General features: G+C 73.4%; 18 protein-coding genes. 7 read left to right on the forward strand and 11 right to left on the reverse strand.

Annotated features, from left to right (window positions below; translation table 11 throughout):
• Positions 1-64: 64 nt before the first annotated feature.
• From ACIRQY_RS02320 to ACIRQY_RS02340, 5 genes are all read right to left on the reverse strand, one after another.
• The gene (locus ACIRQY_RS02320; protein WP_403921803.1) at positions 65-1270 is read right to left on the reverse strand and encodes a cytochrome P450; all 1206 of its coding nucleotides are present in this window, start codon (positions 1268-1270) and stop codon (positions 65-67) included.
• 174 nt (positions 1271-1444) lie between these two features.
• A complete protein-coding gene (locus ACIRQY_RS02325; protein ID WP_403922280.1) occupies positions 1445-2533 on the reverse strand; it encodes an NAD(P)-dependent alcohol dehydrogenase in 1089 nt (362 codons plus the stop codon).
• Positions 2534-2550: 17 nt separating this feature from the next.
• A complete protein-coding gene (locus tag ACIRQY_RS02330) occupies positions 2551-3159 on the reverse strand; it encodes an EF-hand domain-containing protein (RefSeq protein ID WP_403921805.1) in 609 nt (202 codons plus the stop codon).
• Positions 3143-3925, reverse strand: coding sequence for an HAD family hydrolase (locus ACIRQY_RS02335; RefSeq protein WP_403921807.1), 783 nt, complete (start codon positions 3923-3925; stop codon positions 3143-3145). Before ACIRQY_RS02335 ends, ACIRQY_RS02330 begins: the two co-directional genes overlap by 17 nt.
• A 195-nt stretch (positions 3926-4120) precedes the next feature.
• Entirely contained in the window at positions 4121-4690 is a 570-nt protein-coding gene (locus ACIRQY_RS02340; protein ID WP_403921809.1) for an EF-hand domain-containing protein, read from the reverse strand.
• A 668-nt stretch (positions 4691-5358) separates the two neighbouring features.
• Here ACIRQY_RS02340 and ACIRQY_RS02345 point away from each other — a divergent pair.
• Positions 5359-6432: a nitric oxide synthase oxygenase gene (locus ACIRQY_RS02345; RefSeq protein WP_351794956.1), complete on the forward strand. Its 1074-nt coding sequence runs from the start codon at positions 5359-5361 to the stop codon at positions 6430-6432.
• Positions 6433-6497: 65 nt separating this feature from the next.
• On the opposite strand, the gene ACIRQY_RS02350 is transcribed toward ACIRQY_RS02345, so the two are convergent.
• Complete coding sequence (locus ACIRQY_RS02350) at positions 6498-7412, reverse strand: NAD(P)-dependent oxidoreductase (protein ID WP_403921810.1); 915 nt, start codon at positions 7410-7412, stop codon at positions 6498-6500.
• A gap of 65 nt (positions 7413-7477) precedes the next feature.
• On the opposite strand from ACIRQY_RS02350, the gene ACIRQY_RS02355 reads away from it, so the two are divergent.
• Positions 7478-7828, forward strand: a complete 351-nt coding sequence (locus ACIRQY_RS02355; protein ID WP_403921812.1) for a winged helix-turn-helix transcriptional regulator — start codon at positions 7478-7480, stop codon at positions 7826-7828.
• Between the two features lie 143 nt (positions 7829-7971).
• Here ACIRQY_RS02355 and meaB read toward each other — a convergent pair whose 3' ends face one another.
• Genes meaB through ACIRQY_RS02370 form a run of 3 tightly spaced genes read right to left on the reverse strand, consistent with a single transcriptional unit; the run spans position 7972 to position 12946 of the window.
• A complete protein-coding gene (gene meaB, locus ACIRQY_RS02360) occupies positions 7972-8964 on the reverse strand; it encodes a methylmalonyl Co-A mutase-associated GTPase MeaB (RefSeq protein ID WP_403921814.1) in 993 nt (330 codons plus the stop codon).
• Positions 8961-11135 (reverse strand): methylmalonyl-CoA mutase, encoded by a 2175-nt coding sequence (gene scpA, locus ACIRQY_RS02365; RefSeq protein ID WP_403921816.1) that lies wholly within the window; start codon positions 11133-11135, stop codon positions 8961-8963. Before scpA ends, meaB begins: the two co-directional genes overlap by 4 nt.
• Positions 11132-12946 carry a methylmalonyl-CoA mutase family protein gene (locus ACIRQY_RS02370; protein WP_403921818.1) on the reverse strand — a complete coding sequence of 605 codons (1815 nt, stop codon included), beginning with the start codon at positions 12944-12946 and terminating at the stop codon, positions 11132-11134. The genes scpA and ACIRQY_RS02370 overlap by 4 nt, the downstream gene beginning before the upstream one ends.
• Positions 12947-13121: 175 nt before the next feature.
• Here ACIRQY_RS02370 and ACIRQY_RS02375 point away from each other — a divergent pair, with 175 nt between their 5' ends.
• The 4 genes from ACIRQY_RS02375 (at position 13122) to ACIRQY_RS02390 (ending at position 18160) form a co-directional block, all read left to right on the forward strand.
• Positions 13122-13397, forward strand: a complete 276-nt coding sequence (locus ACIRQY_RS02375) for a hypothetical protein (protein WP_351794923.1) — start codon at positions 13122-13124, stop codon at positions 13395-13397.
• A gap of 104 nt (positions 13398-13501) precedes the next feature.
• Positions 13502-14206: a DUF2470 domain-containing protein gene (locus tag ACIRQY_RS02380; RefSeq protein WP_403921820.1), complete on the forward strand. Its 705-nt coding sequence runs from the start codon at positions 13502-13504 to the stop codon at positions 14204-14206.
• A gap of 123 nt (positions 14207-14329) precedes the next feature.
• Positions 14330-16615 carry an MMPL family transporter gene (locus tag ACIRQY_RS02385; protein ID WP_403921822.1) on the forward strand — a complete coding sequence of 762 codons (2286 nt, stop codon included), beginning with the start codon at positions 14330-14332 and terminating at the stop codon, positions 16613-16615.
• Between the two features lie 156 nt (positions 16616-16771).
• Positions 16772-18160, forward strand: a complete 1389-nt coding sequence (locus ACIRQY_RS02390; protein WP_403921824.1) for a rhodanese-like domain-containing protein — start codon at positions 16772-16774, stop codon at positions 18158-18160.
• Positions 18161-18467: 307 nt separating this feature from the next.
• On the opposite strand, the gene ACIRQY_RS02395 is transcribed toward ACIRQY_RS02390, so the two are convergent.
• Positions 18468-19394, reverse strand: a complete 927-nt coding sequence (locus ACIRQY_RS02395; RefSeq protein WP_403921826.1) for a TIGR03564 family F420-dependent LLM class oxidoreductase — start codon at positions 19392-19394, stop codon at positions 18468-18470.
• Between the two features lie 134 nt (positions 19395-19528).
• Between ACIRQY_RS02395 and ACIRQY_RS02400 the strand changes: the two genes are divergently transcribed.
• Positions 19529-19771 carry a hypothetical protein gene (locus ACIRQY_RS02400; RefSeq protein ID WP_403921828.1) on the forward strand — a complete coding sequence of 81 codons (243 nt, stop codon included), beginning with the start codon at positions 19529-19531 and terminating at the stop codon, positions 19769-19771.
• Between the two features lie 55 nt (positions 19772-19826).
• On the opposite strand, the gene ACIRQY_RS02405 is transcribed toward ACIRQY_RS02400, so the two are convergent.
• Positions 19827-20891, reverse strand: a complete 1065-nt coding sequence (locus ACIRQY_RS02405) for a glycerophosphodiester phosphodiesterase (protein WP_403921830.1) — start codon at positions 20889-20891, stop codon at positions 19827-19829.
• Between the last annotated feature and the right edge of the window lie 247 nt (positions 20892-21138).

Here is a 21138-nt window from a genome sequence, read left to right on the forward strand (position 1 = left end):
TCGCTCAGCCGCTCAGCCAGGCGGTCGAGCAGGCAGCAGAGCAGTCGGGCACGCGGTCAGGCGGTCAGGCCGAGACCAGGAGCGACGCGACCGTGTTGATCGTGAGGGACGACACGGGCGCGCCCGGGGCGGCGGCCGGGCGGAGGCCCGGGAAGCGGGCGAAGAGCGCCGACAGGGCCGTGCGGAGCTGGAGGCGGGCCAGGGGCGCGCCGAGGCAGAAGTGCGGCCCCCGGCCGAAGGCCAGGTGCCGGGTGCCCGGTCCCGTGGACGTGAAGGCGTCGCCGCCGCCCTCCTGGGAGGGGTCGCGGTTGGCCGCCGCGTAGCACAGCAGCAGGGCGTCACCCGCGCTGATCCGCCGCCCTCCCAGGGTCACGTCCTCACAAGGGAAGGCGAAGGGCAGCGCGAAGACGCTGGCGTCGTAGCGCAGGGACTCCTCGACCACGTCGTCCCAGGCGACGGCCCCGCCGAGGACGCGCTCCAGCTCGCGCGGGTGATCGAGGAGCGCGCGGACCGCGTTGACGAGGGCGGCCACGGTCGTGTCGAAACCGGCCGCGAGGAAGAGCCAGAGGGTGTCCCGGGCCTCCTGGTGGCTGAGTCCGCCACCGGGGGCGGCCGACTCCCTGAGGGCCGCGACCAGCCCGTCCTCCTCACCGGGGGCGGGCGGTCGTGCCAGCAGGTGGTCGAGGTAGGCCCGGATCTCCGCACTGAGCAGCTTGGACTCCTGCGGGGTGAGGGCCGCCCGGGACAGGGCGCGGAAGACGAGGGAGGTGGCCCGGCCCCGCTCCTCGTCGGGTACGGCGAGCAGGGAGCACAGCACGTCGAGGGCGAGCGGCAGCGCGAACTCGGTACGGATGTCGACCGGCCGTGCGGCCGGGTCGATGCCGTCGAGCAGCCGCTCGACGGCATCGGTGACGGCCGGGGCCAGCGCCTTCACCCGGCGCGGCGCGAAGGCCCCGGCCGCCACCCGCCGCAGCCGGGTGTGGTCCGCGCCGTCCGAGGTCAGCATCCACTGGCGGCTGAGGTGGTCGGTCATCGGCCAGTCGGCGGGGATCTCGCCCTCCCGGAGCGCCCGCCAGTGCGTGGGCGAGCGGGCGAACAGCGGCTGGGTGAGCACCGCCTCCAGTTCGGCGTACCCGACGACGGCCCAGCAGTCCACGCCTCCCGGCCAGCGCGCCGGGACGACCCCGCCGTGGGCGCGCAGGAGACGCGCCTGTTCCTGGAGGTCCTGGTGGGGATCGAGGGTGACGCGGTCCGGCTCGACGGGTCGCACGACGGGTACCTCCTGGGACGAGGGTTCACGGGGAGGGGGACGAGGCTGAGGGTCTAGGGGGAGGGGCGAGGGTCTACGGGAAGGGGGACGAGGCCGGGCCCGGGCGGTCCGGCACCGGGGCGAGGGCGAGGGCGAGGGCGGGAGCGCGGGCCCGGCCGGGCGGACGAGGCCCCGTCACGGGATCAGCACGGCCTTGACCACCGCACCGCTCGCCACGTCCCGTTCGGCCCGGTCGATCTCGGCGAGCGGATACCGGCGGATCAGCCGGTCGAAGGGGAACAGGCCCCGCTGCCAGAGGTCGATGAGCCGGGGTACGAACAGCCGGGGCTCCGCGTCGCCCTCGATGATCCCCTTGATCGTGCGCCCGGCCGCGATGAGCAGCGGGTCCACGATCAGATCGCCGTGCTGCACCCCCACCAGGCCGCAGCTCCCGGCGCTGTGGAGGGAGCGGACGAGCGCGGTGATGACCGGGGGCAGTCCCGTGGTGTCGACCGCGTGGTCGGCGCCCCCGGTGATCTCCAGGATCTCCTCGGTGAGCGACTCGGAGCGTCCGTCGAGGGTGTGGGTCGCGCCCAGTTCCGCCGCCAGCTCGCGCCGGACGGGCAGGACGTCGACGGCGACGACGACGGTCGCGCCGACGGCCCGCGCGGCCATCACCGCCGCCAGACCGACCGCGCCGGTCCCCGCCACCACGACACTGGAACCGGCGCGCACGCCCAGGGAGTTGAGGACTGCGCCCGCCCCCGTCTGGAACCCGCAGCCGAGCGGCCCGAGCAGTTCGAGCGGCAGTGACCGGGGAACCGGGACGAGGGAGCGGACCGGGACCACGCAATGCGTGGCGAAGGAGGACTGCCCGAACCAGTACGCGGCCACCTCCCGGCCTTCCGCGTCCCGGGCCGTGCCCGTTCCGTCGGGGTGGCGGCCGGTCAGGTTGCGGGAGAAGAAGGCCGCGCAGGTGGCGGGGCGTCCGGCCAGGCAGGAGCGGCAGGCGCCGCAGGAGTCGAAGGACATGACGACGTGGTCGCCCACGGACACCTCGTGGACGCCCGCCCCGGTCGCGAGCACCGTCCCGGCCCCTTCGTGCCCTCCGACGAGGGGCAGGGCGACGCCGAGCCGGTCGGTGCGCGGCAGGAGGTCGGTGTGGCAGAAGCCGGTGCCCGCCACCCGGACGAGGGCCTCTCCCGGGCCCGGTCCTTCCAGGGTCACGTCCTCGACCAGGAACGGGAGGGTGCGGGAGCGGAGCACCGCCGCACTGGCCTTCACCGGGCCGCCGTCGGCCGTCACAGCTTCGCCCTCGTGCCGTCCCAGAACGCGTCCGCCCACACGTCTCCGTACAGCCAGTTCCCCGGGGAACCGGCGTCGGCGCTGGTGTAGAACTCGCGGTGGGCCAGGAGGACGTCCGCCATCGGCAGGCCCGCGTCGGCGTCGGGCAGGCCCATCCGGTCGGCCGCGAGCCGGATGTTCGCGTCGGGCGTGCCCATGCCCCGCTGGAACGCGGTGAACTCGGGGAGCCGTACGATGCCGTCGCCGTCCCGGTCCACGGCCGCCCAGACGGATTCGCCGACGGGCCGGAAGTACGCGTCGTAGTCGGCCGTCCCTCCGGCGAGGGCCTTCGCCATGGCCTCGCGCCACTCCTCCGGGGTGATCCGGCGGTCGGGGGACCAGCCGGTGACGGACGCCATGTGATCGCAGAATCTCTGCGACGCGGTGTGCACGGCGAGTGCTTTGGGACTGCCGAGCGGTTCACCCACATAGGCCAGGATGCGAGTGAACAGGGCCGACACGTCGGCGAGTTCGATCAGGGCGTCCTGGTCCCGGTCGGCGTGCGCGAAGCACACGTCGACCTTGCGCTCGATCAAACGGGAGCCGATGTCATGAGGAGTGCGCATGAAGGTTTCTTTCCGAGGCTTGTGAGGAGGGGAGGGAGACGGCCGGCCGGGGGCCGGGCGTCGGGTGGCGGGGGCCGGTGACGGCGTCCACCAGGGGGAGGAGGGTGTGCCGGTCCGCGATGGCCCAGCCGCCGGCCCGGGCCAGGGCCCGCAGGGCGTCGTCCGGTTCGAAGGCCACCGGGTGCCCGACCGAGCCGAGCAGGGCGTGGTCCGAGGCGCTGTTGCCGACGGCCAGGGCGGACCGGACATCGGCGCCGAACCGGGCCGCCAGCGCCCGGAACAGGGTGGCCTTGACCTCGGGGACGGCCGGGAGGGTCAGGAACCGGTGGGTGTAGGCGCCGTCCGCCCCGGTCGCGACCCGCATCCCGATGCGGTGGGCGACGCCCAGTTCGTCGGCGATCCGGTCGATCATCTCCTGGGGGCTGCCGGACAGCAGGACCGGTGTGAAGCCGTTCCGCCGCAGGTTCTGGACCAGGGGGGCACTGTTCGCCAGCAACCGGTGGCGGACCCGGCGCCAGGCGGTGTGGGAGGCCCGCACGGCGTCCTCGTGCCGTACGCCTCGCACGGCGTGGGCGTACGCGGCGCTCGTCAGGTCCGTGGTGTCACGGAACCGGCCGCCCGCACCGCGGTGTGCGCGCATGGCGTCGCGGACGTGCTGGACGGCACGGGCGCTCACCAGGCCGGACACGCTCAGTTCGTCGAGGAGGGAGAAGCCGAGGGTCCCTTCGTAGAGGGTGCCGTCGACGTCGAGTGCCGCTAGGTTCATTGGGGTTCTCCCCTGGCCCGCCACGGCGTGGTGGGAGGTGGGACCCATCACGCCGCGGCGGGACGATGGCTGGGCCGACGGGGGGGGGGGGCCCCCCGGGGGGCGCCCCCCCCCCCCGGGGGGCCCCGGGGGGGGGGGGGGGGGGCCGCCCCCCCCCCCCCCCCCCCCCCCCCCGCCGCTTGTCGACCGGGCTGATCAGACGGTCTGGAAGTCCGCGCCGAAGAGCCAGTTGCCGTTGGTGTCGATGTCGGTGCTGGTGTAGAAGTCGCGGAAGGCGCTGGTGAGTTCGTCCACCGACAGCGAGCCGTCACCGTCCAGGTCGAGCTTCTTGAAGCCGAGGCGGGCGTTCTCCGGGGTGGTGCCGAAGGCGAGCTGGACGGCGCTGAACTCGGCCGCGGTCACCTCGCCGTCGTCGTCGCGGTCGCAGAGCGACCAGATGGCCGTGGCCACCGGGCGGCTGGCTGCCTCGAAGGAGGACGCGGAACCGACGAGCCGGCGCATCCCGACCCGGTACTCCTCCGGGTCGATCTTCCCGTCCTTGTCGGTGTCGAGCTCCGCCACCATCCCCTTCCACCAGTTCTCACAGACGCGCAGCATCTCGACGGACTTCGGGGAGTCGAAGGGCTCGCCCACGGCCGCGATGACCCGGGCGGCGAAGGTGAGGATGTCGGCGGCGTCCACCACGCCGTCCTTGTTCTGGTCGGCGTGCCCGAAGCACATGTCGAACTTGTGGTCGAGAAGATCGTTCTGCGGGGCGATGGTCATGTGTGCGTCCTTTGAGCGATGAACCGCGCAGCTGTCCGTGGCGATGATCGACCCGGATCGATGGCTGGCGACGTGAGCCTAGGGAAGAAGATCCACTTCGATGCCGCTCGTATCGGGTGTTCACCCCAACAGATGAGAGGGGGCGATTCGATGACCAGGGGCATACGGACGCACGGTTGACCGGATCTCATGTCATCTCCGACCGGGCCGACCGGGTCCGGAGGGGAGAGGCGCAGGTCGGGCGGGTGGATGCCGTGGCCGCGCGAGTGGGCGGTGACGCGCGTCCTGGCTGTTTCGCGCCGCACGAGGGAGTCGGCTGTCTGTGCCAGAGCCGTACACACGAGCACGCGAGGTGAGGTGCCTGCCGACGTGTGTGTCGTGGAGTGACGGGTGGGGCGAGCCCGAAGAAGGCGACGGTGTGCGGGGGGCCTGCCCGGACGGAGCCGCGCAGGGTACCAGCGGGAACCCCGTCACGGCCGGGGATTCACGCACCCTCCGCGCCCGCACATGTTCGTACGGTAGTCATGGCGGCGGGAGGGAACACTTTGATCTTCAGTCGCAGCCGCCGGAACTCCGCCCCCGCCGCCACGGGCACCTGCCCCTACGCGCACGGGCACCCGACACCGACCGCGCCCGCCCCCGGTGCCCGCGCCCCGCGCGCGGACCCGGTGGACCGGACCGAGGCGGAACGATTCATCCGCCAGTACCACAGCGAGCAGCCCACCGCGGGAAGCCCCGGGGGCAGGGTCCGCGAGGTCCTCGCCGAGATCGGGCGCACCGGCACCTACACCCACACCCCGGAGGAGCTCGCCTTCGGCGCCCGTGTCGCCTGGCGCAACTCCGCCCGGTGCATCGGACGGCTCTACTGGCGCAGCCTCGTCGTCCGCGACCTGCGGCACGTCACCGGAGCCGACGACCTCGCCGCCCACTGCTTCGAGCATCTGCGGCTCGCGGGCAACGGCGGCCGGATCAGACCCGTGATCTCCGTCTTCGCCCCCGACCGGCCGGGCCGCCCCGGCCCCCGGATCGTCAACGACCAGCTGGTGCGCTACGCCGGACACCGCACCCCCGAAGGCCGCTGGAACGGCGACCCGCGCGGCGGCCCCCTCACCGAGCGCGCCGTCGCCCTCGGCTGGAAACGGGACCGCGAGCCCTTCCAGGTCCTGCCGCTGATGGTGCGGGAACGGCCCGACGCCCGCCCCGAGTGGTACGAGCTGCCCGACGACACCGTCCTCGAAGTGCCGCTCGTCCACCCCGACCACCCGTGGTTCGCCTCCCTCGGGCTGCGCTGGTACGCCGTGCCCGCGATCAGCGACATGACCCTGGAGATCGGCGGAGTGCGCTATCAGGCGGCGCCCTTCAACGGCTGGTACATGGGCACCGAGATAGGCGCCAGGAACCTCGCCGACCCGGAGCGCTACGACCTGCTCCCGGTGGTCGCCGACCGTCTGGGTCTGGACCGCTCCGCCGAGCGGACCCTCTGGCGCGACCGGGCCCTCGTGGAGCTCAACGTGGCCGTGCTCCACTCCTTCCAGCGGGCGGGCGTGACGATGGCCGACCACCACACCGAGTCACGGCGCTTCCTCCGGCACATCGACCAGGAGAGCAGGCACGGCAGACGGACCCCCGCCGACTGGAGCTGGATCGTCCCCCCGGTCTCCGGCTCGGCCACCCCGGTCTTCCACCGCTACTACGACCCGGTGGACCCCTCCCTCCGCCCCGCCTTCCTGGCCCGGGGCTGAACGGGGACGGTACGGGCCCGGCGGGGGCGAGGCCCGCCCGCCGGGCCCGTACCCCTTGGCCTGCCTCAGCCGCGCCCCAGGATCTCGACGACCCGGCTGAAACCGTCCGTCCCGTGCCCGAGGGCCACCGCGCGCCGGGCCAGGGACTCGGCGGCGCGCATCGCGCCCGCCTCGATGCCGTGCGCCTCCGAGGCGCGCACGATGTGCTCCATCGTCGAGAGGCCCGAGGTCACCGGGTTGCCCTCGCCGGAGAACCCACCGCTCTCCACGTCCTCGGCCCACTCGCGGAACAGCGGCGGCAGGATCGCCCCGATGCCCTCGGCGAACGGCGCCAGTTCGGTCGGCGAGACGCCCTCGGCCCGCGCCAGCGCCAGCGCGTGCACATAGCCGGTCATCGACGTCCAGAAGATGTCGAGCAGCGCGATGTCGTACGCCGCCGCCCGGCCGATCTCCTCCCCGAGATGGGTGTGGCTGCCGCCCAGCGCGCCGAGGACCGGCGCGTGCGCGGTGTGCAGCGGTACGGGCCCGCTGTAGAGGAACACCCCCGAGGGCGTGCCGATGGTCGGGGTCGGGGTCATGATCGCGCCGTCGAGGTAGTCGATGCCGTGCTCCCCGGCCCAGCTCCCGGTGTCCCTGGCCCGCGCGGGGGTGTCGGCGCTCAGGTTCACCAGCGTCCGCCCCTTGAGGGCCCCGGCCACCGCGGCGGCCCGCAGGACGGAGTCGGTGGCGTCGTAGTTGACCAGGCAGATCACGGTCAGCGGACTCGCCGCGACCGCCTTCTCGGCGCTCGTGACGCTGAGCGCGCCCCGCGCGACCAGCTCCCCGTCCCGGCCGGGCGTACGGTTCCACACCGTGGTCCGTACCCCGGCGTCCAGGAAGGCCCCGGCCAGCGCCCGGCCCATCGGACCGAGCCCGAGGACGGTGACGGCCGCACCCTCCTCCACGGCGGGAGCGGACGAGGGGGAAGGGGAAGAAGACATGGGTGAACTCCCTTGTATACAAATGGACGAGAAAAGAAGGTCCCGGAGGAAGGAGAAGGACGCGGATGTCACGCGCCCGAGCCCAGGAGACGAACGTGTGCGGAGTGAGTGCCGCGATCGTCGTCATCGAGGGAAAATGGAAGACCCATCTGCTGTGGCTGCTCGAATCCGGCCCGCACCGCCCCGGCGAACTGCGCCGGAAGCTGCCCGAGATCAGCGAGAAGGTGCTGACCCAGGCCCTGCGGGAGATGGAGGAGGACGGTCTCGTACACCGTGAGGTGTACGACGTCCTGCCGCCGAAGACCGTCTACTCGCTGACCGGCTTCGGTCACGAACTCTCCGTGGCACTCGGCCCGTTGGCCGACTGGGGACATCGTCGGATCGACCGTCTGACGGCCGTTCCGGCCGCGGTCTGAGGCCCTTGTGCTCCTTCCTCCGGGCCGCTTCCAGCTTCGCCCGGAGGGCACCTCCCCGACAAGTACCCACAAAAAAGTGGGTGCTCGGCGACAGGGGAAAGGGGGCCTCCCCGACGGGAGGCCCCCTTCTTCTCCTCGGCCGCTCAGGGGCGTGGGCCGGGCGACTCCCCGAAGACGTCCAGGATGCGTTCGGCGGCCAGGGTCGCCGTCAGCTCACCGGCCCTGACCCGCTTCTCCAGGACGGGCGCGAGGTCCTTGACCGCCGGGTCCGTGCGCAGACGGCGCAGCAGCTCCTCACGGACCATCGACCAGGTCCAGTCGACCTGCTGCTCCTGCCGTCTGGCCGTGAGCTGGCCGGTGCCGTCGAGCAGGGCCCGGTGGTGGGTGAGGCGCTCCCACACCTCGTCGAGTCCGGTGGACTCGCGGGCGCTGCAACTCAGCACCGGAGGAGTCCAGAAGGCGTCGGCGCCGTGCATCAGCCGCAGTGCGCCCGCGAGTTCGCGGGCGGCGACACGCGCCTCCCGCTCGTGGGGCCCGTCCGCCTTGTTGACGGCGACGACGTCCGCGAGTTCCAGGACGCCCTTCTTGATGCCCTGGAGCTGGTCGCCGGTGCGGGCCAGGGTGAGCAGCAGGAAGGAGTCGACCATGCCGGCGACGGCGGTCTCGGACTGGCCGACGCCGACGGTCTCGACGAGGACCACGTCGTGTCCCGCGGCCTCCATCACGACGATCGACTCACGGGTCGCCTTGGTCACCCCGCCGAGCGTCCCGGCGGTGGGGGAGGGGCGGACGAAGGCCGCCGGGTCGACGGCGAGCCGCTCCATCCGGGTCTTGTCGCCGAGGATGGAACCGCCGGTACGGCTCGACGAGGGGTCGACGGCGAGGACCGCGACCCGGTGCCCGAGCCCGGTCAGCATCGACCCGAACGCGTCGATGAAGGTCGACTTGCCGACCCCGGGCACTCCGCTGATCCCGATCCGCACGGCGTTCCCGCTGTGCGGCAGCAGCGCGGTGAGGAGTTCCTGGGCGAGCGCCCGGTGCTGGGGGCGGGTCGACTCGACGAGGGTGATCGCGCGGGCCACGAGCGCCCGTTTTCCCTCGCGCACCCCCCGTACGTACGTGTCGAGGTCGATCACCGCTCGTGCCCGAGGTCGGCCGCCAGCCGTGTGACCAGGTCGTGGGCCGCGTCGGGGATCACCGTCCCCGGCGGGAACACGGCCGCCGCGCCCATCTCCACGAGCGTGGCCACGTCCTGCGGCGGGATCACCCCGCCGACCACGATCATGATGTCCTCGCGCCCCTCGGCCGCCAGCTCCTCCCGCAGCGCCGGTACGAGGGTGAGGTGTCCGGCGGCCAGCGAGGAGACCCCGACGATGTGCACATCGGCCTCGACGGCCTGCCGCGCCACCTCGGCGGGGGTCTGGAACAGCGGGCCGACGTCGACGTCGAAGCCCAGGTCGGCGAAGGCGGTGGCGATCACCTTCTGGCCCCGGTCGTGGCCGTCCTGGCCCATCTTGGCGACCAGGATGCGGGGCCTGCGGCCCTCGGCCTCCGCGAAGGTGTCGACCAGGGCGCGGGTGCGCGCCACGGACGGGGACTCGCCTGCTTCGTTGCGGTACACGCCGGAGATCGTACGGATCTGGCCCGCGTGCCGCCCGTAGACCTTCTCCAGGGCGTCGGAGATCTCGCCGACGGTGGCCATGGCGCGGGCCGCGCGCACCGCGAGTTCGAGGAGGTTGCCGTCGCCGCCGGCCGCCCGGGTGAGGGCGTCGAGGGCGTCCCGGCAGGCGGTCTCGTCGCGTTCCTCGCGCAGCCGCCGCAGTTTGGCGATCTGCCGGGCGCGCACGGAGGAGTTGTCGACCTTGAGGACCTCGATCTGTTCGTCGGCGGCCACCCGGTACTTGTTGACGCCGACGACCGGCTGCCGTCCGGAGTCGATCCGGGCCTGGGTGCGGGCCGCCGCCTCCTCGACGCGGAGTTTGGGGATGCCCGCGTCGATGGCCTGGGCCATGCCACCGGCCCGTTCGACCTCCTGGATGTGCTGCCAGGCGCGCCGGGCCAGGTCGTGGGTGAGCCGCTCGACGTACGCGCTGCCGCCCCAGGGGTCGATGACGCGGCAGGTGCCGGACTCCTGCTGGATGAGTAGCTGCGTGTTGCGGGCGATGCGGGCGGAGAAGTCGGTGGGCAGGGCGAGCGCCTCGTCGAGGGCGTTGGTGTGCAGCGACTGGGTGTGGCCCTGGGTGGCGGCCATCGCCTCGACGCAGGTGCGCGTGACGTTGTTGAAGACGTCCTGTGCGGTGAGGGACCAGCCGGATGTCTGCGAATGGGTGCGCAGTGAGAGGGACTTGGCGTTCTTCGGGTCGAACTCCTTGACGAGCTTGGCCCAGAGGAGCCGGGCGGCCCGCAGTTTGGCGATCTCCATGAAGAAGTTCATGCCGATCGCCCAGAAGAACGACAGGCGGGGGGCGAAGGCGTCCACGTCGAGTCCGGCGGCGCGGCCCGCGCGGAGGTACTCGACGCCGTCGGCGAGCGTGTACGCCAGCTCCAGGTCGGCGGTCGCACCCGCCTCCTGGATGTGGTAGCCGGAGATGGAGATGGAGTTGTAGCGCGGCATCCGCTGCGAGGTGTAGGCGAAGATGTCGGAGATGATCCGCATCGAGGGCCCCGGCGGATAGATGTACGTGTTACGGACCATGAACTCCTTGAGGATGTCGTTCTGGATGGTCCCGGCCAGCTTCTCGGCGGGTACGCCCTGTTCCTCGGCGGCCACGATGTAGAGCGCGAGGACCGGCAGGACGGCGCCGTTCATCGTCATCGACACGGTCATCCGGTCCAGCGGGATGCCGTCGAACAGCTGCCGCATGTCGAGGATCGAGTCGATGGCCACGCCCGCCATGCCGACGTCGCCGGTGACCCGCGGGTGGTCGCTGTCGTAGCCGCGGTGGGTCGGCAGGTCGAAGGCGACGGACAGGCCCTTCTGGCCCGCGGCGAGGTTGCGCCGGTAGAAGGCGTTGGACTCCTCGGCGGTGGAGAAGCCCGCGTACTGCCGGATCGTCCACGGCTGGTTGACGTACATGGTGGGGTACGGGCCCCGCAGGTACGGGGCGATGCCGGGGTAGGTGCCCAGGAAGTCCAGGCCCTCCAGGTCCCGGCCGGTGTAGAGCGGCTTGACGCCGATGCCCTCCGGGGTCTCCCAGAGCAGATCGTCACCGCCGGTGGCCTTCTTGAGGGCCGTGTGCCACGCGTCGGGCGTGCCGCCGGGGGCGGGGGTCCCGAGGTCGATCCCGGTGAAGTCGGGGACGGTCATCGGGACACTCCCATGCGGTCGAGGGCGGTGGAGAGCAGGGCGACGGCGTCACAGCCCGCGAAGAGGTAGGTGTCGACGCCCGGGTGGGCGGCCGGGCGTCCGGCGAGCAGGACGTGTCCGGCGCCCGCCGCCCGCAGCCCGGCGGCGGCGGTGGCGGCCGACTCCTCGTACACCGCGTCGCTGGAGCAGAGGCAGACCTCGCGGGCCCCGCTCTCCTCGAAGGAGCCGTCGGTGACGGGCTCGATGCCACCCGCCTGGAAGAGGTTGGCGGCGAAGGCGAGCCGGGCCGAGTGGGCGGCGGCGGGGCCGAGCGCCGCCAGATAGACCCGGGGCCGGGAGCCGGTGGCCGCGAGGTGGGCGTCGGACCGGGCCCGCAGGGCTTCGTAGCCTTCGTCGCGCCGGACGCGGGGGAGCCCGCCGGAGGGCCGCTCGGGTGCGGGCTCGCGGTGCACGGGCTGCTCCGCGAGGTGCGGGAACTCGCTGACCCCGGTGACGGGTTCGCGGCGGGTGGCGAGCCGGGCGCCGCGAACGGCCCAGGTCTCCGCGATCCGTTCGCCGACGGTGCCGGACCGCAGGGCGGCGGCCTGTCCGCCGGACCGCTCGATGTCCTGGAAGAACGCCCAGGCCGCGTGGGCCAGTTCGTCGGTGAGCCGTTCCACGTACCAGGAGCCGCCCGCCGGGTCGGTGACCCGGGACAGATGGGACTCCTCGATGAGGACGGTGGAGGTGTTGCGGGCGATGCGCCGGGCGAACGCGTCGGGCAGGCCGAGGGCCTCGTCGAAGGGGAGCACGGTGACGCTGTCGGCGCCGCCGACTCCGGCGGCGAGCGCGGCCACGGTGGTCCGCAGCATGTTCACCCAGGGGTCGCGGCGGGTCATCATCACCGAGGAGGTCACCGCGTGCTGGCGCTGCGCACCGGCCTCCGGGGCGCCGCAGGCCTCGGCGACCCTGGCCCAGAGCCTGCGGGCCGCGCGGAGTTTGGCGACGGTGAGGAACTGGTCGGCGGTGGCCGCGTAGCGGAACTCCAGCTGCCCGAGCGCCGGGGTGACGTCCAGCCCCGCCTCGGTCAGGGCGCGCAGGTAGGCGACGCCGGTGGCGAGGGAGCAGCCCAGTTCCTGGGCGGCCGAGCCGCCCGCCTCGTGGTACGGCAGCGCGTCCACGGTCAGGGCGCGCAGGCCCGGGTAACCGTCGGCGCAGCGGCGGGCGAGGGCGGCCGCGGAGTCCGGGTCGTGGGCGGGGCGGCCGGTGCGGGCCTCGTGGCCGAGGGGATCGGCGCCCAGGTTGCCCCGGGCGGTGCCGGGGGCGACGCCCCGCTCCTCGTACAGCCGCAGGAGCGCGTCGGCTGCGGCGGCCGTCTCCTCGCCCGCGTCCAGGACGACCGGGGCGAGGTCGAGGTAGACGCCGTCGAGGACGTCCGCGAGGGCGGCGACGGGGATGCCGGTGGCGCCGACGCCGAGCCAGAGGGAGGTGACTCCGTTCTCCAGGTCGGTGAGGACGGCGTCACGGTCGGCCGTGAGGTGCTGCTGGCGCACGTCCCAGCCCCCGAGGACGTTCCCCTCGGCGCGTCCGCCGCGGACGAAGGGGGCGAAGCCGGGGAGACCGGCGTCGGGGGCTGAGTCGCGCGCGGTGTAGAGCGGGCGGGTGCCGATGCCCTCCTCGACGAGGGTGGAGAGGGCGTCCTCGGCGGCGTCGCCGGACACGTCCTTGCCGGACTTGCGCAGCACGCCGGCCACGAGGTGTTGCCACTGTTCGTGTGGCGCGTCAGGGAATTCGGACGCCAGGGAGAGCCCGTCGTCAGGCAGGACCGTCATGCTCGGATGCTAGGGGAGATCGTCAAAGGAGCAGGAGGGCGTACGACTGTGACCTTCTTCTCTTCGGGTCCCGGCCCCGGGACGGGTGCGCGGGGCGGGGCGCACGGGGCGGACGGGCCGTGAGCGGCCCGTTCCCGCGGGGCGGTTGTCAGTGGCGGCTGGGACGCTGGGCGCCATGGACAGGGACGAGGAGCTGTTGCGGGGCCGGGTGTACGGCCAGGAGCACGACGACCCCCGGCCGGGCCCGAGGCCCGGCCGGGTCTACGCGGAGCTGGTGGGGGGTCCGCTGGACGGGCTGCTGCTCGACGTCACGGACCGGGCGGTGGACGAGCGGGACTCGGGTGTGGCCCTGGAGACGGAGCTGGGCAGGCACGGGGCGGCGGGCCGGTCCTTCTACGATCCGCGCCCGGGGGACGCGGCCCGCTTCGACTGGTCGGGTGACGCGCCTTGACGGAGTGTCCGGGCGTGTCGCGGGGTTCCTTGACACCCATACCGTGAGTTAGCTTAGGCTTACCTAAGTAACGCTGGCTCCGTCACCTGCCCGGGAGAACTCGGATGCACCCCTTCAGCCCCCGCGCCACACGCCCCACCCCCGCCGAACGCGTCCGGTCCGTACTCGCCGCCGCCCACTCGATGACGGTCGTGTCCGACGGGCACCAGCAGGAGGTCCACCGGCTCGACGGCGGCGGCCCCATGGGCCACATCCACCTCCACGACCCCGCCGAGGAGACCCACGCGGCCTCCGCCGCCCGCATCCCCGTCCGCCTGGAGTTCACGGACATCGCCCCCACTCCCGTACGCGACCGGCTGCGGGCCCGCGTCACCCTCACCGGCCTCCTCGCCACCCCGTACAGCACCGACGCGGACACCAGCATCTGCATGGAGTTCGGGCAGGCGCTCATCGAGGACGCCACCGGCCGCAGCTTCATCACCCTCGAAGAGCTCCACGACACCGACATCGACCCCCTCGCCCTCTGCGAGGCGTCCATGCTCACCCATCTGGTCGACCGCCACGCCGAACTCGTCCCCCTCCTCCTGCGGCTCGTCCGGCCGCGCCCCGAGCGCGACATGGTCCGCGCCCTCCCCCTCGCCCTCGACCGCTACGGCATCACCCTCCGCCTCGAACACCCCACCGGCGACCAGGACGTCCGGCTGCCCTTCCCCACCCCCGTCACCGACGTCGACCAGGCCGGGGCCCGCATCCACGCCCTGTTCGCCGCCGCCCGCCGCGCCTCCCACCCCAACCGCCTCCTGACCTGAGCGGGCGGACCCCGGCACCCGCCGGGATGCCGGAGCGTCCCGGCGGGCGAACAATGGACCGAGTAGGCGCGCGCAGTCGGCGCCGGGACCGCTCGGGGACCCCCAACCGGACACGCCACCGCCATGAACGCTGGAAGCCCGGCCGCAGGCCGACCGTCACCGCCGAAGGGCGCGCTCCACCGGCTCGGCCACTGGTGCGCCCGCCACTTCCTCGTCGTCATCGCCCTGTGGCTGGCGGCGGTCGCCGGACTCCAGATCGTCGACCGGACCGTCGGCGGCCAGTTCTCCGACGACTTCGCCCTCCCCGGAGTGCAGTCCGCGCAGGGACTCGACGTCCTCAGGGCGCACGACCCCGCAGCCGGGGGCTACGGCGCCCAGATCGTCCTGAACCGCCCCTCGGGACCGCTCACCGACGAATCCGCCGCCGTCGGCTCGGCCGTCGCCTCCCTGCAGAAACTGCCCGACGTCCTCAGCGCGCAGAACCCACTGCCACCCCAGGGCGCCGCTCCGACCCCGCCGCCCACCGGCACTCCCGACACCGGTCCGCTCTCCACCGACGGCAGGACCGCCTACATCACCGTCCGCTTCAGCGTCCCGCCCTCCACCCTCGGCACCGGCTATCTGACCGGCGTCGACGCCGCCGTCCAGCCACTGCGCACCGCCGGAGTCACCGTCGAGTACGGCGGACCGCTCGGCGAACTCGCCCGGCCGCAGCCCGACGACCGCACCAGCGAGGCCATCGGCTTCGCCGTCGCCGTCCTCGTCCTGCTCATCGGCTTCGGCAGCGCCATCGCCGCCGTCCTCCCCCTGATCACGGCACTCCTGGGCGCGGTCTGCGGCCTCGCACTCCTCGGCCTGGCCGCCGCCGCCTTCACCTTCGGCACCGTCTCACCCACCCTGGCCACCATGATCGGCCTCGGCGTCGGCATCGACTACGCCCTGTTCCTCGTCACCCGCCACCGCCAGAACCTCATGAACGGGCACGATCCCGCCGAAGCCGCCGCCCTGGCGACCACCACCAGCGGCCGGGCCGTCCTCGTCTCCGGCTGCACGGTCGTCATCGCCCTCTCGGGCCTCTGGGTCTCCGGCGTCACCTTCATCGGAAAACTGGGCCTGGCGGCCGCCTTCACCGTGGTCACCGCCGTCCTCGCCGCGCTCACCCTCGTCCCCGCCGTGCTGGGGCTCGTCGGCCGCCGGATCGACCGCTACCACGTACGCCCGCCCGTCGCCGAGACCGACGCCGAGCCGGGCGAGGCCGCCCACGGCACCTGGCACCGGTACGCCCGCCGGGTCGAGCGGCGCCCCTGGTGGTTCCTGACCGGCGGGGTCGTCGCCCTCGTCGTCCTGGCGATCCCCCTGTTCTTCATCCAGCTCGGCCACATCGGCGACGGCGCCGACCCGAAGTCGTTCACCGACCGGAGGGCGTACGACCTGATCTCCACCGCATTCGGACCCGGTGTGAACGGCCCCCTCACCCTCGTCGTCGACCAGACGGCCGTACCCGCCGCCGACCGCGCCGCCCTCGCCGGAAAGCTCCAGCAGGCGCTCACCGGAGTGCCGGACGCCGCCGCGATCACCCCGCTCAAGGCCACCCCCGACGGCGACGTCCTCATCGGCACCGCCTATTCCGCCGCCTCCCCCCAGGACGAGCGGACCACCCACCTCACCGGCCACCTCGTCGACGACGTCCTGCCGCAGGCGGTGGCGGGCACCGACGCCAAGACGTACGTCACCGGCACCACCGCCGCCCAGGTCGACTTCCTCGACATCGTCTCCAGCAGGCTCCCGCTCATCATCTCCGTCGTCGTCGCCCTCGCCTTCCTCGTCATCCTCGCCGTCTTCCGGGGCCTGCTCGTCGCGGTGAAGGCCGCCGTGCTCAACGTGCTCTCCATCGCCGCCTCGTACGGAGTCGTCGTGGCCGTCTTCCAGTGGGGCTGGGGCGGACCCGCGCTCGGCGTCTCCGGCAAGGTGCCCATCGAGAGCTATGTGCCGATGATGATGTTCGCCATCGTCTTCGGGCTCAGCATGGACTACGAGATCTTCCTGCTGTCCCGGGTCCGCGAGGCCTGGCTGCGCACCGGCGACGCCAAGGCCTCCGTGGCCCACGCCCTGGAGATCACCGCCCGGGTGATCACCTGCGCGGCACTGATCATGGTGAGCGTCTTCGCCGCCTTCATCGTCTCGGACAACGTGGTGGTGAAGATGCTCGGCCTCGGCCTCGCGGCCAGCGTCCTCATCGACGCCACCGTGGTCCGGCTGCTCCTGGTGCCCGCGGTGATGACCCTGCTGGGCGGGCACGCCTGGTGGACCCCCCGCTGGCTGGACCGGGTCCTGCCCCACCTGGACACCGAGGGCGAGGGAGAACCGGAGCGGCCCGCCCCGCCCCCGGCCACCGCGCCCCGGGGGTGATCCCCGCCATGGGTACGCGGAGCCCTCTGGATACCTAGGGGGGTATTTGACTTCGGTCGCCGGGGTGCTTACGGTCGAGTGCATCCATACCCATGGGGGTATCCGAGCAGGCGGGACGCCATCGGGTGCGCCCCCGCTCCGGACGGAGGGTCCGCCGTGTTCTTCGCGCAGTACTACCTCGACTGCCTCTCCCAGGCCTCGTACATGATCGCCGACGAGACGACCGGCCGGGCGGTGGTCGTCGACCCGCGGCGGGACGTCTCCGAATACCTCGCCGACGCCGAGGCCCGGGGCCTCACCGTCGTCGGCGTCGTCAACACCCACTTCCACGCGGACTTCGTCGCCGGACACCTGGAGATGGCCGACCGCACCGGAGCCTGGATCGGCTACGGCTCACGCGCCGAGACCGAGTACCCCGTCCGCAAGCTCGCCGAGGGCGAGCGGATCTCCCTCGGCGACGTCACCCTCGCCATCATGGAGACCCCCGGCCACACGCCCGAGTCGATCAGCGTCCTCGTGTACGAACACGCCGACGACACCGTCCCGTACGGGGTCCTGACCGGCGACGCCCTCTTCATCGGCGACGTCGGGCGCCCCGACCTGCTCGCCTCCGTCGGCGTCACCGCGGAGGAACTCGGCGCGATGCTCCACGACAGCGTGCAGCGCAAGCTGATGGCCCTGCCCGACGAGGTCCGGGTCTTCCCCGCCCACGGTGCCGGATCGGCCTGCGGCAAGAACCTGTCCACGGAGAAGTCGTCCACCATCGGGGAGCAGCGCGCCACCAACTACGCCTGCGCGCCCATGGACCGCGAGACGTTCGTCGCCCTCGTCACCGAGGGCCAGCCCGCCGCCCCCGGCTACTTCGCCTACGACGCCGACCTCAACCGCAGGGAACGCCCCCTCTACGACGCCGCCACGGCCCCCCGCCCGCTGTCCCCCGCGGACTTCACCGGGCTCCGCCGGGCGGGCGCGGTCGTCGTCGACACCCGGGACCCGCAGGAGTTCGCCGCCGGACACCTGCGCGGCGCGGTCAACGTACCCGCCGACGGGCGCTTCGCCGAACAGGCCGGAACCGTCCTCGCCCCCGACACGGACCTCCTGGTGATCGCCCCCCAGAACCGTACGGACGAGATCGTCACCCGGCTGGCCCGCATCGGCTTCGACCGGGTCGCGGGTTACCTCCGCGACCCCGAGGACGCCCTGCGCGAACTGGCCGACGAGGTCGCCCCGGCCGGCCGCCTCACCGCGGCCCGGCTGCGGACCGCCCTCGCCGGAGACCGGCCGCCGCTCGTCGTGGACGTGCGCACCCGCGACGAGCGCGAGGCCGCGGGTTTCATCGACGGCGCCCTGAACATCCCGCTGAGCGAGCTGCCCGCCCGTACCGCCGAACTCCCCGCCGACCGGCCCCTCGTCGTGCACTGCGCGGGCGGACACCGCTCCTCCGTCGCCGCCAGCCTGCTGCGCCACCACGGCTTCGAGGACGTCTCCGACCTCCTCGGCGGCTGGGCCGCCTGGTCCCTCACGACGGACCGCGCCGACGCCTGAGCCGAGCACCCGGACGAGAGGAGCGGGAGTGCGGCCCGAGCGGGGCGGCAACCGGAGGGGCCGAAGGCACGGGGCTGGTCCACGCCCGGCCCGCGAGCGGGAGCGGGGGGAGTGCGGCGGGCGGGGACGGCCCCAGCCGCCGGGGTCGTCACGTGAACCGCCGCCGCCACCGGAACCGGGGCGGGACGTGCGCGCCAGATCGGTCCCGTCCCGTGCCCGCCCTCCCCCGTGCCCCCTCCCCATGCCCGCCGCCTCGGGGGAGCCCTCCCCGCGCAGCCGCTTCCCTCCCCGGATGCTGCGTCCGGTCTCAGTCCCGGGCCAGTTCCCCGAGGAGCTTCCAGGTGCGGCGGCGGTCCTCCTCGCCGCCCAGGTCCGTCGCCGTGAACACCACCTCCGTCGCGCCCGCCTCGCGGTAGCGCCGCACCTCCGCCGCCACGGCCTCCTCGTCGCCGATCGCCGCCAGCTCGGCCGCCCCCGAAACCCCGGACAGATCGAGGACGCGCCGGTACGAGGGGATCGACTCGTACAGCGCCAGCGCCCCGGCGGCGGCATCCCGTACCGCCTCGACGTCCGAGGTGACGACGCCCGGGACGAGCGCCACGATCCGGGGCGCGGGACGGCCCGCCGCGCTCGCCGCCGCCCTGACCGCCGGGACGATGTGCTCGGCGAGCGCCCGGGGCCCCGCGAGGAACGGCAGGATGCCGTCGGCCAGTTCACCGGAGACCCGCAGCGCCTGCGGCCCCATCGCGGCCACGAGCACCGGCACGGACGGCCGGGCGCCCGGCACCGCCGCCGAATACGGTGTCGTCGCGGTCAGCAGCTCCCCGTGGAAGTCCGCCTCGCCCGTTTCGAGCAGCGGACGCAGGGCCGTCAGGAACTCCCTGAGCAGACCGACGGGCCGCCGGTACGGAATGCCGAAACCGTCCTCGGTCAACCGCCTGGTGCCGAGCGCGAGCCCCAGGTGGTAGCGGCCTCCGGTCGCCGCCTGGGCCGTCTGCGCCTGACCGGAGACGATCAGCGGATGCCTGCCGAAGACCGGGATCGCGGAGGTCCCCACGTGCAGACCCGGCACCTCCCGGCCGACGATCGCCGCGAGCGACGGCGAGTCGTACCCGAAGGCCTGGCCGAACCACGCCGAACGCAGCCCCGCGTCGCGGGCCTCGCGCGCGAGCGCCACCGTGTCGTCGATCGTGTGCTGGACGGAGGTCGATGCGAGTGTCACTCCCAGAGTCATGAACGGGCCAACCCGACGGTCAGGGAAGGGAATTCCCGTCCGGTGTGAACACTGTGTTGCGCGTCGGCCGCAAGGCGACCGGGAGAGGCCGCGGGCTTCCGCGGCAACGAGGACACCCCCGCGATGATGGAGTGATGACGACTCCCTCCGAGGCGGACGCGCTCGCCGCACGGGCACCTGCCGGACGGACCGACAAGGCGGGCGCCCCCTCCACCGAGTGGATCTTCGACCGGAAGACCCTCACCTTCCTGGGCACGCGGAGCGTCCAGGTGAACCCCGGGACCGGCGAGGACGCCCTGATCAAGCCCGGCACCGTCCTCTACACCCACGCGGTCATGGTCCGCGCCTTCGTCGACGACATCAAGGCCACCCCATAGCAGCAGTAGCCGTCGCCTTGACCTTACGGCCGGAGCGACCGCGCCCGCAGCGGGCTCAGCCGGTCCGGCCCGAGGCCCAACCACCCAGCTCCGTAGGTCGGTTGGTGATGATCCCGTCCACCCCGAGCGCGTCCAGGGCCTTCCAGCGCGCCGGGGTGTCCACGGTCCACACATGGACCGCCACGCCCGCCGCGTGCAGTTGCCCGACCAGTTCGGGACGGGTGCGGAGCGCACCGTCCGAGACGTTGTACGCGGCCAGGCCCAGCTCCCCGGCCACCGCCACCGGATCGGCGTCGAGAGTGTCGCGCAGCAGCCCCAGCGGCAGTTCGGGCGCCAGCTCGCGGGTGTACCTCAGGGACACCGGGTCGAAGCTCTGCACCAGGACCCGGCCGGTCATGTCCTGGTCCCGCACCTCCTGGACGATCCGGGCCACCTCGGCGCGGCTGTGCGGCCCCTTGATCTCCAGGAGCATGTTCCCGCCGCGCTCCCTGAGGTCCTTGAGCTGGGCGGCCAGGGTCGGCACCCGGGTGCCCGCGTAGACGGGGGCGAACCAGGACCCGGCGTCCAGGGCGTTGATCTGGGCGGCCGTCAGCGAACGGATCGGACCCTTGCCATCCGTGGTCCGGTCCACGGTCGTGTCGTGGAGCACGTACGGCACGCCGTCCTTGCTCGGCTGGACGTCGTTCTCGATCCAGATGGCCCTGCCCCTGCGCGCCACCTCGTCGGAGACCAGGGTGTTCTCGGGGGCGGCGGCGGAGGCGCCCCGGTGGGCGATCACCGTCGGCGGCGCCCCGGCGGCGCGCAGCGGGAGACGGCCGGACGGCCGGACGGCCCGGTGCGAACCCGAGGCCAGGGTCCCGTTCTTGGCGTCACCCGTCGGCACCGCGTGTCTTCCGCCGCCCTGCGGCCGGGGCGCCGGGACCCCGATCCCGCTCCCCGGTCCGGGCGGACCGACGAGGAGCGCTCCGGCGGAGGCATGGGCCACGGGCAGGGCCGCCGAGGGCGACGGAGGGGCGGCGACCTGGACGGCGGTCGCGATTCCCGCGACGGCGGCCAGTGCGGTGAGGACGACGGTCGCGCGCCGACGGGACCGGGAGGAGGACGGCTGAGGGTCTCTCATGTCCGGACAGCCTAGGGCCTGTCTGACGATTCCCGTCGTCGCCCGCAGGGCGGCCGCGCGGCGTCAGGTGCGTGCTCTCGGCGTGTCGGCCCCAGGCCCTCGTACGGGACGTACGTGGGCCTGGGGCCGGTGCGGCGAGAGTGCGTGCATGGCGTCGTGAGGCAGGCGGGAATGGTCAGACGGGCCCTGGAGGGGCCCGGGCCACGACACGGCGGGCGGCACGAGCCCTTCGCCGGAATCGTCCCCC

This window comes from Streptomyces sp. NPDC101490 (genome assembly GCF_044767145.1).
Classification (GTDB): Bacteria; Actinomycetota; Actinomycetes; order Streptomycetales; family Streptomycetaceae; genus Streptomyces.

Excerpts from the sequence above, each read along its gene's own strand:
- ACIRQY_RS02370 (WP_403921818.1), bottom strand. The coding sequence starts at position 12,946 with ATGACGGTCCTGCCTGACGACGGGCTCTCCCTGGCGTCCGAATTCCCT.
- ACIRQY_RS02335 (WP_403921807.1), bottom strand. The coding sequence starts at position 3,925 with ATGAACCTAGCGGCACTCGACGTCGACGGCACCCTCTACGAAGGGACC.
- ACIRQY_RS02385 (WP_403921822.1), top strand. The coding sequence starts at position 14,330 with ATGAACGCTGGAAGCCCGGCCGCAGGCCGACCGTCACCGCCGAAGGGC.
- ACIRQY_RS02330 (WP_403921805.1), bottom strand. The coding sequence starts at position 3,159 with ATGCGCACTCCTCATGACATCGGCTCCCGTTTGATCGAGCGCAAGGTC.
- ACIRQY_RS02355 (WP_403921812.1), top strand. The coding sequence starts at position 7,478 with ATGTCACGCGCCCGAGCCCAGGAGACGAACGTGTGCGGAGTGAGTGCC.
- ACIRQY_RS02405 (WP_403921830.1), bottom strand. The coding sequence starts at position 20,891 with ATGAGAGACCCTCAGCCGTCCTCCTCCCGGTCCCGTCGGCGCGCGACC.
- scpA (WP_403921816.1), bottom strand. The coding sequence starts at position 11,135 with ATGACCGTCCCCGACTTCACCGGGATCGACCTCGGGACCCCCGCCCCC.
- ACIRQY_RS02340 (WP_403921809.1), bottom strand. The coding sequence starts at position 4,690 with ATGACCATCGCCCCGCAGAACGATCTTCTCGACCACAAGTTCGACATG.
- ACIRQY_RS02380 (WP_403921820.1), top strand. The coding sequence starts at position 13,502 with ATGCACCCCTTCAGCCCCCGCGCCACACGCCCCACCCCCGCCGAACGC.
- ACIRQY_RS02350 (WP_403921810.1), bottom strand. The coding sequence starts at position 7,412 with ATGTCTTCTTCCCCTTCCCCCTCGTCCGCTCCCGCCGTGGAGGAGGGT.
- ACIRQY_RS02375 (WP_351794923.1), top strand. The coding sequence starts at position 13,122 with ATGGACAGGGACGAGGAGCTGTTGCGGGGCCGGGTGTACGGCCAGGAG.
- ACIRQY_RS02400 (WP_403921828.1), top strand. The coding sequence starts at position 19,529 with ATGACGACTCCCTCCGAGGCGGACGCGCTCGCCGCACGGGCACCTGCC.
- ACIRQY_RS02395 (WP_403921826.1), bottom strand. The coding sequence starts at position 19,394 with ATGACTCTGGGAGTGACACTCGCATCGACCTCCGTCCAGCACACGATC.